The organism is Burkholderia sp. FW306-1C-G01B, assembly GCF_058781685.1.
The window spans coordinates 82706-96495 of record NZ_JBYSWZ010000013.1 but is presented as its reverse complement, the minus strand read 5'-3'; the positions used below and the strand labels follow the sequence as shown (position 1 = coordinate 96495).

Genomic DNA, 13790 nt, shown 5'->3' with positions numbered 1-13790 from the left:
CCTGATGGCTGAAAAAATTCGTTTCGTGCAGCTTCACGGTGCGACGCGCGCAACGGGTGGCGCGCGTCGCGAATGCTTTTAGGCCAGCACGGCCTTCGCGGTCTCGACGACGTGCTCGACGGTGAAGCCGAAGTACTTGAACAGCACGCCGGCCGGCGCCGATTCGCCGAACGTGTCGATCCCGACGACGCCGCCTTCGAGGCCGACGTACTTGTGCCAGAAGGACGTTACGCCGGCTTCGATCGCGACGCGGCGCACGCCGTGCGGCAGCACGCGTTCGCGGTATTCGGCGTCCTGGCGATCGAACACGTTGGTCGACGGCATCGACACGACGCGCGCCGCGATGCCCTGCTGCGCGAGCGGCTCGACGGCCTTCATCGCGAGCTCGACTTCCGAACCCGTCGCGATCAGGATGATCTTGCGCGCGACGACTTCTTCGTCCCAGTCCTTCAGTACGTAGCCGCCCTTCTCGATGTTGGCGATCTGCGCGTCGGTACGCGGGTTGAACGCGAGGTTCTGGCGGCTGAAGATCAGGCTCGACGGACGATCCGCGGCAACCGCGTGCGTCCAGGCAACGGCCGTCTCGACCGTGTCGGCCGGACGCCACACGTCGTGGTTCGGGATCAGGCGCAGGCTCGACACGTGCTCGATCGACTGGTGCGTCGGGCCGTCTTCGCCGAGGCCGATCGAATCGTGCGTGAACACGAAGATCGACGGCACCTTCATCAGCGCGGCCACGCGCAGCGCGTTGCGGCTGTAGTCGGAGAACGTCAGGAACGTGCCGCCGAACGGCTTGTGGCCGCCGTGCAGCGCGAGGCCGTTGATCGCGGCGCTCATGCCGAATTCGCGCACGCCGTAGTTGATATGGTTGCCCAGCACGACGCCCGCGCCTTCCGGATTCGCGCGGACCGCCCTCGAGGCCTTCCAGTTGGTCAGGTTCGAGCCGGTCAGGTCGGCCGAGCCGCCGAGCAGTTCGGGCAGCGCGGCGGCCAGACCTTCGATCGCCTGCTGCGACGCCTTGCGGGTCGCGACCGTCTCGGCGCGCTCGTTCGCGCCGGCGATGATCGCCGCAGCCTTCTGCGCCCAGTCGGCCGGCAGCTGGTTAGCCATCCGGCGCTCGAATTCGGCGGCTTCTGCCGGGAACTTCGCGCGATATTGCGCGAACGTCGCGTCCCAGTCGGTCTCGGCACGCTTGCCGGCTTCCTTCGCGTCCCATGCCGCATAGACTTCCTGCGGAATCACGAACGGCTCCCACTTCCAGCCGAGCGCTTCGCGCGTCTTCGCGATTTCTTCCGCGCCGAGCGCAGCTCCATGCACGTCGTGGCCGCCGGCCTTGGTCGCCGCGCCCTTGCCGATCACCGTCTTGCAGCAGATCAGCGTCGGCTTGTCCGACAGCTTCGCCTTCGCGATCGCCGCGTCGACCGCGTCGACGTCATGGCCGTTCACATTCGGGATCACGTTCCAGCCGTACGCTTCGAAGCGCTTCGGCGTGTCGTCGTGGAACCAGTTCACGACGTCGCCGTCGATCGAGATGCCGTTGTCGTCGTACAGCGCGATCAGCTTGTTCAGCTTCAGCGTGCCCGCGAGCGAGCAGGCTTCGTGCGAGATGCCTTCCATCAGGCAGCCGTCGCCGAGGAACACGTACGTGTGGTGATCGACGATCTTCGCGCCGTCGCGGTTGAACTCGTCGGCCATCAGCGCTTCGCCGAGCGCCATGCCGACCGCGTTCGCGAGACCCTGGCCGAGCGGGCCGGTGGTCGTCTCGACACCCGGCGTGATCCCGTATTCCGGGTGGCCCGGCGTCTTCGAGTGCAGTTGGCGGAAGTTCTTCAGCTCTTCGATCGGCAGGTCGTAGCCGGTCAGGTGCAGCAGCGAGTACAGCAGCATCGAGCCATGGCCGTTCGACAGCACGAAGCGGTCGCGGTCTGCCCAGTGCGGGTTCGTCGGGTTGTGCTTCAGATGGCGCGACCAGAGCGCGACGCCGATTTCGGCCATGCCCATCGGCATGCCGGGGTGGCCGGAGTTCGCTTGCTGGACGGCGTCCATCGCGAGCGCACGGATCGCGTTGGCCATCAGGGTGGTGGAGGCGGGAGACGAAGTCGTCATGTCGAGTCCGGAGAACGAGTCGAGGAAACGGGGGCACGGCGGCATCCGGAAGCTCGAGCGTCAATCGTTCCCGGCGCGCGGTGCGGCGCCTGACGGACGCGAAGCGGACGGAGCCTACGGACGGGGCTGCAAAGCTCGTCATTTTAACAGATGGGCCGACATTTCCCTTGTCGGCGCGCGGTGTTCCGGCACGGTTTTCCGTCAAACCGCGCGCCTCCTATAATTCAGACGTCAGAACCGACTGCCCTTAGCGGCCCGCCCGTGAGCACCACGCTACTCTTTCACCCTGCGCCCGACGCCACCTACGGCTTCCCGAATGCTCGGCGGCTCGCGCGCGTCGAGTCCCCGCACCAGCAGATCGAAGTCTGGGAAACCCCGCAGCTCGGCCGGCTGTTTACGCTGGACGGCCAGCCGATGACGTCGGTCGGCGACGAGTACGTCTATCACGAGTGCATGACGCACCCGGCCGCGCTCGCGCATCCGTCGCCGAAGAAGGCGCTCGTGCTCGGCGGTGGCGACGGCGGCGCGGCGCGCCAGTTGCTCAAGCACGCGTGCATCGAGCGGATCGTGATCGCCGAGCTCGACGACGAGGTGGTCGGGATGGCGCGTCGTTATCTCGACGACGTGCACCAGGGCGCGCTCGACGACCCGCGCGTCGAGGTCGTGATCGGCGACGCCGCGCATTTCGTCGAGTCGACCGTCGAGCATTTCGATCTCGTCGTGTTCGACCTCACGCCGCCCGACTCGCCGGCGGCCGGCCTCTATACGCGCGCGTTCTACGCACGGCTCAAGCGGATTCTCACGCCGTGCGGCGCGATCTCGATGCATCTCGGCTCGCCGGTGTTCCACGCCGCGCGCATCGCCGCGCTGATCGACGACCTGCGCGCGAGCTTCGCGGTCGTCGATCCGCTGTCCGCGCACGTGCCGCTGTACGGCTCGCAGTGGCTGATGGCGATCGCGAGCGACACGCTCGATGCGGCCGCGCTGTTCGCGCACGACATCGACGAACGGCTCGCCGCGCGCCACGTCCAGGGCTTGCGCTACTACGACGCGCGGCTGCATGCGTCCCTCTTTGCCCTGCCGCACGCGCTGCGCGATACACTGGGCGCTCGCCGCTGAACGTCCGGGCGGCCGAGCCGTTCCGCTTTCCCCCACGCAGGAGAACTACCGATGACCGATCCACGTCCGGCCAACGTGCCTTGGTTGACGCCCTATCTGGCCGTACGCAACGCGCGCGCGGCCATCGATTTCTTCAAGGCCGCATTCGGCTTCGAGCTGCGCGACGTGCACGACGAGGACGGCGCGATCATGCACGTCGAGATGGCCTATCACGGCCGGCTGATCGTGATGTTCGCACCCGAAGGCGCATTCGGCTCGATCGCGCTCACGCCGAAAAGCGCGCACGCCACCGCGCCGCAGTCGTTCTATCTGTACGTCGATGATGTCGACGCAACCTGGCAGCGCGCGCTGGACGCGGGCGCGAAATCGCTGAGCGCGCCGCAGGACCAGTTCTGGGGCGACCGGTTCGCGCAGATCGAGGATCTCGACGGCTACCGCTGGGCGCTCGCGCGCCGCCTCGACGCATGACCGAAACCGCCACACGCATGAACGAAGCCACCACCACCGCGGCCGTGCCGCGCTTTTTCGTCGATGCGGCACTGCGCGCCGACGCCACGCTCGCGCTGCCGGCCGACGTCGCGCGCCACGCTCAGGTGCTGCGCCTGCAGCCCGGCGACGTGCTCGCGCTGTTCGACGGCACGGGCGGCCAATACCGCGCGCGGCTCGTCGAGATCGACAAGCGCAGCGCGCTCGCGCAGATCGATGCGTTCGAACCGGCCGAGGCCGAGCCGCCCTATCGCGTGACGCTCGCGCAAGGGATCGCCGGCGGCGACAAGATGGACTGGGTGATCGAGAAGGCCGTCGAGCTCGGCGTCGCGGCGATCGTGCCGCTGTCGACCGCGCGCGGCGTCGTGAAGCTCGCCGGCGAACGCGCGGACAAGCGCGTCGCGCACTGGCGCGGCGTCGTGCGCGCGTCGTGCGAACAGTGCGGGCGCAACCGCTTGCCCGGGGTCGCGCCGGTACTCGGCTTCAACGCGTGGCTCGATACGTTGCCGGCCGCGCCGGCCGACGGCGAACTGCGGCTGCTGCTGTCGCCGCGCGCGAGCATCCCGTTTGCGTCGCTGCCCGACATGCCGCCCGGAGCGCCCGTCACGCTGCTGATCGGCCCCGAAGGCGGACTGTCGCCCGACGAGGAAAACGCGGCCCGCGCGCGCGGCTTCACCGCGCTGTCGCTTGGGCCCCGCGTGCTGCGCACCGAGACGGCCGGCGCGGCCGTGCTCGCGGCATTGGCCGCGCGCTGGGGCGGATGGTGACGAGACGGGCGTGCCGCCGCGAGGCGGCACGACAGGTCCCGGCCCACACGTCACCCTGCCGCGGCGCGATATGCGGCCGGCGTCACGGCAGAAATGCGGCGCGTTTCCACGCTACGGCTTATCGCGGCTTGTCGCTCGACGATCCGTGCGGCATCGAATCGGACAACGCATCGAGAACCGGGCTCAGCACGTCTTGCGGGCTTCCGGTTGCCCAGCCTCCGGTCCAGGCCGTAGAGGTCGATCTTGCCCGTCACGGGGCGCGTCACCGGCGCCGCGTCCAAGACCTGCGCCATGCCGGAGAAGATCGCCTTGCTTGGCAACGGTCGCCTGAAGAATGACGCGGCACGGATTGCCGCGTTCATGCCGCGCCGGCCTGTATGCGCCGCGCACACGTAAAAAAGCCCGCTCGAAGCGGGCTTCTCGCCGGGCCGGCCGCGCAGAGCCGCGGGCCGATTCGCGCTTATGCGAACGAGTAGAACACGCGGAACGCGACCTTGCGCTCGGCCCAGAACTCGGCCGCCTCGCGGAACACGTCGAGCAGCGTCTCGCGCCCTTCCTTGTCGAACTTCTGCGCGATCGGCAGCCCTTCGAGGACGATCACGAAACCGGGCTGCGCGCCGGCCTTCGCGACGAGGTCGGTCAGGCAGTCGTACAGCGCATCGTAGTTCTTCCCGAAATGCTTCGGGAACAGGAACGACGTCGCGATCGTTTCCATCACTTCCTGCTTCGACTGCGCGGCGCCGCAATACGCGTACAGGAAGTGCTGGCCGAGCCGACCGGCTTCGTCGGCGAGATCCTGCACGCGGAACGCGCGGATCGACTGCACGAGATTGGGTCGCACGGTCGTGAAAAGGCTCATAGGCTCCTCGTTCGATGAAAGCCCGGGCTCGGCTTCCTGTTGCTCCGGCGCGCCGACGGCCTGTGCCGCCGCGTTCAATTGAATCACGCGCTGAAACAGATTGCCGTCGCCGGCCGCGAACAGTTCCGCCGCCGCCGAATCGTGCGCGTAGATGGAGTCGCTCATGCCATTCGTCCCGAAGTCATTCAACAATACGTTTAAAACTGTTGTAGTGGTCGCCCGTGTAATAACAGTTGTCGATCCGGCGCAATGGCCCGCCACAGACGATCCGGCGCGCGCCGCGATTGCGGGCACGCGGCGTCGGCACCGTGTATTCATGGTAGTAGCCGCGCTTCGCCTTCGGCAAAATCCGCTCGCGGTTGCCGAACACGACGCCGTCTTTCTCGTACGGATAGGGGCCGCCGGCGCCGATCAGGCCCAGCGTGGTCACGGCCTCGCGCGGAAGACGGGCGGTCGGGATCGTATCGAGCCCGCTGGCGGCCACGTCGGCCGAAACGGCCTCCCGTGCGTAAGCGGCGGAAACCAGACTGCCCGTCGGCGTGCCGACGATACCCATCGCGAACATCGCGAAGACGGACGCGAGCGCGCCGTTGCGGAGCCACTTGCGTGCCATGAACCAGGGTTCCCGCTGTTAAATCAAGTAGTTGACGACCAACAAAGGCGTTAGCGTAGCGTTATTGGCCGCGCGAATCAATGTCCGTTTGGGAATCGAAAGCCCGACGACGCGCGGATTGACGTATTTCTTACCGAAATCACACTACATTTATCTTACATAAGATAAAATACGGGCGGCATCTCTCGTATGGCAAGACCCTGCCTCCTTGCCACGCTCGCTACCCGGAGTGGAGAGATGCTGCTGTTGCTTTGAGGGAAGCGCGTTTGCGCCCTGCCCGACGGCGTGCCCATTGCGGGCACGCCTCTTTTTGCTTTTGTTTACAATTTCGCCCGACGCGCCACGCCGGTTCGACCGGCCTGGCGCGTTCGTTTTCGCTCAGCGCGCGGCGTTCACGTCGGCGACCAGCAGCGCCGCCATGTTGACGATGCGGCGAACGGTCGCCGATTCGGTCAGCACGTGCACCGGCTGGGCAGCACCCAGCAGGATCGGCCCGATCGCGATGTTGTTGCCGGCGGCCGTCTTCAGCAGGTTGTACGCGATGTTCGCGGCGTCGATGTTCGGCAGGATCAGCAGGTTCGCGTCGCCTTCCAGCGTCGATTCCGGCAGGATTTCCTTGCGCAGCGCCGCGTCGAGCGCGACGTCGCCGTGCATCTCGCCGTCGACCTTCAGGTCAGGCGCGGTTTCGTGCAGGATCGCGAGCGTATCGCGCATCTTCTGCGCCGAAGGCGCGTTGCTCGTGCCGAAATTCGAGTGCGACAGCAGCGCGACCTTCGGCTCGATGCCGAAGCGGCGCACTTCTTCAGCCGCCATGATCGTGATCTCGGCAAGCTGCGCCGGGGTCGGATCGACGTTGACGTGCGTATCGACGAGGAAGATCTGGCGGCCCGGCAGCACGAGGCCGTTCATTGCCGCATAGACGCTGCAGCCGGCGCGCTTGCCGATCACCTGGTCGATGAAGTGCAGGTGGCGGTGCGTCGTGCTGATCGTGCCGCAGATCATCCCGTCCGCTTCGCCCCGCTTCACCAGCATCGCGCCGATCAGCGTCGTGCGGCGGCGCATCTCGACGCGCGCGAGCTGCTCGCTGATGCCCTTGCGCGCCATCAGCTTGTGGTACGACTGCCAGAAGTCGCGGTAGCGCTCGTCGTGCTCGGTGTTGACAACCGTGAAGTCGACACCCGGATTCAGGCGCAGGCCGTAGCGCTGGATACGGTGCTCGATCACCGATGGCCGGCCGATCAGGATCGGCGTCGCGAGCTTTTCGTCGACGATGATCTGAACGGCGCGCAACACGCGCTCTTCTTCGCCTTCCGCGAACACGACGCGCTTCTTCTCCGCCGGCGCGCTGCGCGCGATCTGGAAGATCGGCTTCATCGTCGTGCCGCTGTGATACACGAACTGCTGAAGATGGACGCGGTACGCCTCCATGTCCTCGATCGGACGCGTCGCGACGCCGCCGTCCATCGCGGCCTGCGCGACGGCCGGCGCGATCTTCACGATCAGGCGCGGATCGAACGGCTTCGGAATCAGGTATTCGGGGCCGAACGACAGGTCCTGGATGCCGTACGCGGTCGCGACGATGTCGCTCTGTTCCTGCTGCGCGAGCTCGGCGATCGCATTGACGGCCGCGATCTCCATTTCACGCGTGATCGTCGTCGCGCCGACGTCGAGCGCGCCGCGGAAGATGAACGGGAAGCACAGCACGTTGTTGACCTGGTTCGGGTAGTCGGTGCGGCCCGTGGCCAGCACCGCGTCCGGGCGCACTTCGAGCGCGAGTTCCGGCAGGATTTCCGGCGTCGGGTTCGCGAGCGCGAGGATCAGCGGGCGCTCGGCCATGCCCTTCACCATCTCCTGCTTCAGCACGCCCGCGGCCGACAGGCCGAGGAAGATGTCCGCGCCTTCGATCACTTCGGCCAGCGTCCGCGCTTCGGTTTCCCGTGCGAAACGCTCCTTGTCCGGGTCCATCAGTTCGGTGCGGCCCTTGTAGACCACGCCGGCCAGGTCGGTCACCAGGATGTTCTCGATCGGCAGGCCGATGTCGACCAGCAGGTCGAGGCACGCAAGCGCGGCCGCGCCCGCGCCGGACGCGACGAGCTTCACCTTCTTGATGTCCTTGCCGACGACCTTCAGGCCGTTCGTGACGGCCGCGGCCACGACGATCGCGGTGCCGTGCTGATCGTCGTGGAACACCGGGATCTTCATCCGCTTGCGCGCTTCGCGCTCGACGATGAAGCAGTCCGGCGCCTTGATGTCTTCCAGGTTGATCCCGCCGAAGGTCGGCTCCAGCGCGGCGATCACGTCGACGAGCTTGTGCGGGTCCGACTCGTTCAGCTCGATGTCGAACACGTCGATGCCGGCGAACTTCTTGAACAGCACGGCCTTGCCTTCCATCACCGGCTTCGACGCGAGCGGGCCGATGTTGCCGAGACCGAGCACCGCCGTACCGTTTGTGACGACGCCGACCAGGTTGCTGCGCGCGGTGAAACGCGCCGCGTTGAGCGGATTCTCGACGATCTCCTCGCACGCGTACGCCACGCCCGGCGAATACGCGAGCGCGAGGTCGCGCTGGTTGATCATCTGCTTGGTCGGAGCGATCGCGATCTTCCCGGGGGTCGGGAATTCGTGATAGTCGAGGGCGGCTTCGCGGAGCTTGGCTTTGGAGGAGGCTTGGGTGGACATGTGTCTCGTGACGGGCGGATTAGAATAACTGTTCGACGGCATTGTAGCGCCAATCGAAGGCCGCCAGACCGGCGATTCGGGTGCGACAGCCGCGACAAAAATGAACCGAACGGTGCAGGAACGCCGCCGTTCGCCTCGTACAATGCCGTTCCCTGAACCGTATCGGATCCGCCCGCCGTGCCAGCCGCCCTCTCCGAGTTTTCGCTGATCGATCGCTTCTTCGCGCGCCGCGCGGCACAGGGCGCACGCGCGTCGACGCTCGGCATCGGCGACGATTGCGCGCTGATCGCACCTCGATCCGGGAAATTGCTGGCCATTTCGACGGACATGCTGGTCGAGGGCCGCCACTTCTTCCCCGACGTCGCGCCCGACGCACTCGGCCACAAGACGCTCGCGGTCAACCTGTCCGACCTCGCGGCGATGGGCGCCGAGCCGCGCGCGTTCACGCTCGCGTGCGCGCTGCCGCGCGCCGACGCGGCGTGGCTCGAGGCGTTCAGCAACGGGCTGTTCGCGCTCGCCGAGCGATTCGGCTGCGAGCTGGTCGGCGGCGACACGACAAGCGGGCCGCTGAACCTGTGCGTGACCGTATTCGGCGAAGTCGCGCCCGACGCGGCGCTGCGGCGCGATGCCGCGCGCGACGGCGACGACGTCTGGGTGTCCGGCACGCTCGGCGACGCGCGCGCCGGCCTCGGCGTCGCACGCGGCGAATGGGCGGCCGGCGCGAACGAAGCGGCCGCGTTCCGGCACGCGCTCGAGCGCCCCGAACCGCGCGTCGCGCTCGGCCTCGCGCTCGCGGGCGTCGCGCACGCGGCGCTTGACATCTCCGACGGCCTCGCCGGCGACCTGCAGCACATCCTGGCACGCTCGAACGTGCGCGCCGAGATCGACGCCGACGCGGTACCGCGCTCGGCCGCGCTCGCGACGCTGCCGCCCGACGTGCAGCGCCGCTGCACGCTGGCGGGCGGCGACGACTACGAGCTGTGCTTCACGGCCCCGGCCGCGGCCCGCGCGGCGGTCGAAGCGGCCGGCGCGACGGCCGGCGTGCCGGTCACGCGAATCGGTACAATACGCGCGTTGTCCGCGCCGTCGGAGCGGCCCGCGATCGCGTGGCGCGACGCCGCCGGCGCGCCCCTGGCTCTCACGTTGCACGGCTTCGACCACTTCCATGCAGACTGACCCGACGCCCGCGCACGCCGCGGCCGAACCCGGCGCCGCACCGAACGGGAATGCGCCGAAGCGCGCGAGCGCGCGCTTCATGCTGTCGCACCCGGCGCACCTCGTGTCGCTCGGCTTCGGCAGCGGGCTCGCGCCGATCATTCCCGGCACGTTCGGTTCGCTGTTCGGCTGGCTCACGTTCGTCGTGCTGAGCCGCTACCTGACGGTACCCGAATGGTGGATGCTGATCGCGGCCGGCTTCGCGGCGGGCACGTGGATCACCGGTTTCACCGCGAGGAAGATGGGCACGTCCGATCCGGGCGCCGTCGTCTGGGACGAGATCGTCGCGATCTGGCTCGTGATGCTGTTCGTCACGCCGGCGACCTTCATTGGCCAGTTGTGGGCGTTCGTCGCGTTCCGCTTCTTCGACATGCTCAAGCCGCCGCCGATCCGCTATTTCGACCGTCGCCTGAAAGGCGGGCTCGGCATCATGATCGACGACCTGGTCGCCGCGTTCATGACGCTGCTCGTGATCGCCCTGTGGCGCTCCGTCGTCGGCTGACCGATTTCCCGACTCCCGTTTCCCGACGCGCATGCCAACCGATTCCGTCGTCCACCAGCTTGCGATCCGCGCAGGCAACAAGCTGCGTGACGAGCACCTGACGCTCGCCACCGCCGAATCCTGCACCGGCGGCATGATCGCCGCGGCGATCACCGACATCTCCGGCAGCAGCCAGTGGTTCGAGCGCGGCTTCGTCACGTATTCGAACCAGGCCAAGATCGACATGATCGGCGTGCCGCCCGACCTGATCGACAAGCACGGCGCCGTCAGCGAGCCCGTCGCGCGCGCGATGGCCGAAGGCGCGCTGCGCAACAGCCGCGCGCAGGTCGCGCTGTCCGTCACGGGCATCGCGGGCCCGGCGGGCGGCAGCGAGAAAAAGCCGGTCGGCACCGTGTCGTTCGGCTGGAGCAACCGGCTCCATACCGACGTCGAAACGCTCGTGTTCAAGGGCGACCGCGAACAGATCCGCACGCAGGCGGCCGTGCATGCGCTGCGCGGGCTGCTGAAACTGCTCGACGAGCGCGAACGCTGAGCCGGCAGGCGGACGAAGCGGGAAAGTTGAGCGGGAAAGCGGCACCGGCCCGCCGGTGCGGGCCTGCCGAAGTCGGCCGCCCGGAGGGGCGACCGGAGCGTTTCAGCGATGCGCGTTGATCGTATCGCGGGTCTTCTGCGCGGCGAGCGCCGCGGCTTCGGCGAAATCCTCGCCGTTGCTCGCGTACAGGATCGCGCGCGACGAGTTGATCATCATGCCCGTGCCGTCGGCCGTGCGGCCGGCGTTGACGGTCGCCTGCACGTCGCCGCCCTGCGCGCCGATGCCGGGGATCAGCAGCGGCATGTCGCCGACGATCCCGCGCACGATCTCGATTTCCTTCGGGAACGTCGCGCCGACCACGAGGCCGAGCTGGCCGTTCTTCGCGTTCCACTTGTTCGCCGCGAGATCCGCGACGACCTGGTACAGCGGCCGGCCCCCCGTTTCCAGGAACTGCAGGTCGGAGCCGCCCGGGTTCGACGTGCGGCACAGCACGATCACGCCCTTGCCTTCGTGCTCGAAGTACGGCTCGACCGAGTCGTAGCCCATGTACGGGTTCACCGTGACCGCGTCCGCGCGATAGCGCTCGAACGCTTCGCGCGCGTACTGCTCGGCCGTGCTGCCGATGTCGCCGCGCTTCGCGTCGAGGATCACGGGCAGGCCCGGATGCTGAAGGTGGATGTGCGCGATCAGCCGTTCGAGCTGGTCTTCCGCGCGATGCGCGGCGAAATAGGCGATCTGCGGCTTGAACGCGCTCGCGTACTGCGCGGTCGCGTCGACGATCTGCCGGCAGAATTCGAAGATCGCGTCAGGCTGGCCGTCGAACTGCACGGGAAAGCGCGACGGCTCGGGATCGAGGCCGACGCACAGCAGCGAATTCGTGCGCTGCCACGCGGCGCGCAGCGATTCGATGAAAGTAAGCGGGGAAGACATGGCGGATACTCGCGGCAAACCGTTGGTAGACCGCGTATTTTACCCGCGTCTCCGGCGCGCCTCGCGAGTCGCGGCGTTGCCGCGCGCATCGGCGCGCCCGACGGTGAACGCGAAACGCCGCGTGAGCCGCTCGCCCGGCGCGAGCAGCGTCATTCCGTGCGCGGCCGCGCCGCCCGGCAGGTTCACCGCATTGATCGGATGATCGACCGGCTCGAAGCAGAAGAAATCCTCGCCGGGCGGCGTATAGAGCACGTATGCGTCGGCGTCGGCCGCGACCGTCAGCGACAGCCCGCGGCGCGGCCAGCTCACCGTCGCATGGCCGCCCCAGCCGGTGAACGCGTGATTGACGAGCGCGCCCGGCAGCGGATACGCGACGCCGAACTGCCAGGCCGGCGGCACGCTCACGTGCCGCACCGGCAGGAAATCGGCGCCCGACAACCATAGCCCGCCGGCCGCCGCGGCCAGCTCGGTCACCGCGTCGCGCACGAGGAACGGATGCACGCCGAGCCCGAACGGCAGCCGGGCGCGCCCCGCGTTCTCGATCGTCAGCGCGATCGACAGCGTCGTGTCGTCGAGTTCGAACGACTGGATCGCGCGGAACGCATACGGCGCGCCGCCCGCGCGATCGAGCGACAGTTGCAGCGTCGTGTCGGTCGCATCGTCCACCTGCCACGGCGCGAGCCAGCCGTCGCCGTGGATCGGCAGCGGCTCGTCGAGCCGGTTGCGCGGCACCGCGACCTTGCGCCCGTCGCATTCGAAGCGCGCGCCGCCGATCCGGTTCGAGTAAGGCAGCAGCGGATAACACGCGAGCTCGTTCGGGTCCGTCGCCGTCTCCGGATGCTCGCAGCGGCGAAACACCGGCACCAGCGCACCGTTGTCGCCGCGCCAGTCGAAGCGCGCGATGCCGCCGCCCAGATGCGGCAGCACGTCGAGCCGCAGCGACGCATTCGACAGCGAGACGGCCGCCGCATGCGCGGCACCCACGCCCTGCGCGAATGCGGCCGTCTGCGGGCCGGGGCTGACCGGCTGCGCGGCGGCGGCCAGGCGGGCACGGCGCGACTGGCTCGTGGACGACGATGCGCGCGAGGACGTGGCGGTCATGATGAGCTCCTTTCCTTCGTCGAAGAAACGATGCGGGTCGGTGCGAACGGTCAGGCCCAGCCGCCGTCGACGATCACGTCCTGCGCGGTGATCATCCGGCTGTCGTCGGCCGCGAGGAACAGCGCCATCCGCGCGAGGTCGGCGGGCAGCAGTTCGGCGTCGAGACACTGGCCGGCCTTGATCGCCGCGCGGCCCGCGTCGTCGAGCCACAGCCGGCGCTGCTTGTCGGTCATCACCCAGCCGGGCACCAGCGAGTTCACGCGGATGCCGAACGGGCCGAGGTCGCGCGCGAGGCCGCGCGTCAGGCCCTGCACCGCGGCCTTCGCCATCACGTAGACGGGATAGCCGCCGTTCTTCAGCATCCAGCTGATCGAGCCGAGATTGACGATCGCTCCGCCGCCCTGCTGCTTCATGTCGTCGATCACCGCCTGCGCGGCGAAGAACTGGTGGCGCAGGTTCACCGCGATACCCGCGTCGAACGACTCCGGCGTCACGTCGCCGATCGCGTGGCGCGTGTCGTTCGCCGCGTTGTTCACGAGCACCGCGATCGCGCCGATGCGCGCGCGGATCGCGTCGATCGCATGGCGCAGCGCGCCGATGTCGGTCAGGTCGCACTGGATGAACAGCGGCGCGTGGCGTACGTGCGGCGCATGCGCGAGGCTTTCCGCCAGCGCGGTGCCCGCGGCCGCATCGAGGTCGACGAACGCGACGCGCGCGCCCTGCCGCACGAAGTGCTCGACGAACGACGCGCCGATGCCGGTCGCGCCGCCCGTGATCAGCACCGCGCGATCCTCGAGGCTCGGGTATCGCGCAAAGCGCGCATCGCTCGCGGCGTGCGGGTCGTGCGCGGAAGTGTCGATGGTCATGCGGTTCGTCTCCGT

General features: G+C 68.3%; 14 protein-coding genes. 6 read left to right on the top strand and 8 right to left on the bottom strand.

The window, feature by feature from the left end:
• Positions 1-78 precede the first annotated feature (78 nt).
• Positions 79-2151, bottom strand: a complete 2073-nt coding sequence (tkt, locus tag AC3WLY_RS24860; RefSeq protein ID WP_492309268.1) for a transketolase — start codon at positions 2149-2151, stop codon at positions 79-81.
• A gap of 216 nt (positions 2152-2367) precedes the next feature.
• On the opposite strand from tkt, the gene speE reads away from it, so the two are divergent.
• From speE to AC3WLY_RS24845, 3 genes are read left to right on the top strand one after another with little or no spacing between them, the layout of a single operon-like run.
• On the top strand, positions 2368-3225 hold the full coding sequence (gene speE, locus AC3WLY_RS24855) for a polyamine aminopropyltransferase (RefSeq protein WP_175963098.1): 858 nt from the start codon (positions 2368-2370) through the stop codon (positions 3223-3225).
• Positions 3226-3276: 51 nt separating this feature from the next.
• A complete protein-coding gene (locus AC3WLY_RS24850; RefSeq protein WP_072436342.1) occupies positions 3277-3693 on the top strand; it encodes a VOC family protein in 417 nt (138 codons plus the stop codon).
• A gap of 17 nt (positions 3694-3710) precedes the next feature.
• A complete protein-coding gene (locus AC3WLY_RS24845) occupies positions 3711-4478 on the top strand; it encodes a 16S rRNA (uracil(1498)-N(3))-methyltransferase (RefSeq protein ID WP_175963099.1) in 768 nt (255 codons plus the stop codon).
• 50 nt (positions 4479-4528) lie between these two features.
• On the opposite strand, the gene AC3WLY_RS24840 is transcribed toward AC3WLY_RS24845, so the two are convergent.
• The 4 genes from AC3WLY_RS24840 to AC3WLY_RS24825 form a co-directional block, all read right to left on the bottom strand.
• Complete coding sequence (locus tag AC3WLY_RS24840; RefSeq protein ID WP_492309267.1) at positions 4529-4840, bottom strand: hypothetical protein; 312 nt, start codon at positions 4838-4840, stop codon at positions 4529-4531.
• A gap of 98 nt (positions 4841-4938) precedes the next feature.
• The gene (locus AC3WLY_RS24835) at positions 4939-5502 is read right to left on the bottom strand and encodes a barstar family protein (protein WP_027783519.1); all 564 of its coding nucleotides are present in this window, start codon (positions 5500-5502) and stop codon (positions 4939-4941) included.
• Positions 5503-5518: 16 nt separating this feature from the next.
• The gene (locus tag AC3WLY_RS24830; protein WP_034182701.1) at positions 5519-5950 is read right to left on the bottom strand and encodes a guanyl-specific ribonuclease; all 432 of its coding nucleotides are present in this window, start codon (positions 5948-5950) and stop codon (positions 5519-5521) included.
• Between the two features lie 378 nt (positions 5951-6328).
• Positions 6329-8671: an NADP-dependent malic enzyme gene (locus AC3WLY_RS24825; RefSeq protein WP_371287022.1), complete on the bottom strand. Its 2343-nt coding sequence runs from the start codon at positions 8669-8671 to the stop codon at positions 6329-6331.
• A gap of 135 nt (positions 8672-8806) precedes the next feature.
• Here AC3WLY_RS24825 and thiL point away from each other — a divergent pair, with 135 nt between their 5' ends.
• From thiL to AC3WLY_RS24810, 3 genes are read left to right on the top strand one after another with little or no spacing between them, the layout of a single operon-like run.
• Positions 8807-9805, top strand: coding sequence for a thiamine-phosphate kinase (gene thiL, locus AC3WLY_RS24820; RefSeq protein ID WP_034182699.1), 999 nt, complete (start codon positions 8807-8809; stop codon positions 9803-9805).
• On the top strand, positions 9795-10346 hold the full coding sequence (locus AC3WLY_RS24815; protein ID WP_310138367.1) for a phosphatidylglycerophosphatase A family protein: 552 nt from the start codon (positions 9795-9797) through the stop codon (positions 10344-10346). The genes thiL and AC3WLY_RS24815 overlap by 11 nt, the downstream gene beginning before the upstream one ends.
• A 31-nt stretch (positions 10347-10377) precedes the next feature.
• Positions 10378-10878: a CinA family protein gene (locus AC3WLY_RS24810; protein WP_072436346.1), complete on the top strand. Its 501-nt coding sequence runs from the start codon at positions 10378-10380 to the stop codon at positions 10876-10878.
• Between the two features lie 102 nt (positions 10879-10980).
• Here the strand turns inward: AC3WLY_RS24810 and pyrF are convergent, their stop codons facing one another.
• The 3 genes from pyrF to AC3WLY_RS24795 are packed head-to-tail and all read right to left on the bottom strand — an operon-like array spanning position 10981 to position 13775.
• A complete protein-coding gene (gene pyrF, locus AC3WLY_RS24805; protein ID WP_175963101.1) occupies positions 10981-11808 on the bottom strand; it encodes an orotidine-5'-phosphate decarboxylase in 828 nt (275 codons plus the stop codon).
• 39 nt (positions 11809-11847) lie between these two features.
• Positions 11848-12909: an aldose 1-epimerase gene (locus AC3WLY_RS24800; RefSeq protein ID WP_310138372.1), complete on the bottom strand. Its 1062-nt coding sequence runs from the start codon at positions 12907-12909 to the stop codon at positions 11848-11850.
• 50 nt (positions 12910-12959) lie between these two features.
• Entirely contained in the window at positions 12960-13775 is an 816-nt protein-coding gene (locus AC3WLY_RS24795; protein ID WP_310138375.1) for an SDR family oxidoreductase, read from the bottom strand.
• Positions 13776-13790: the final 15 nt, after the last annotated feature.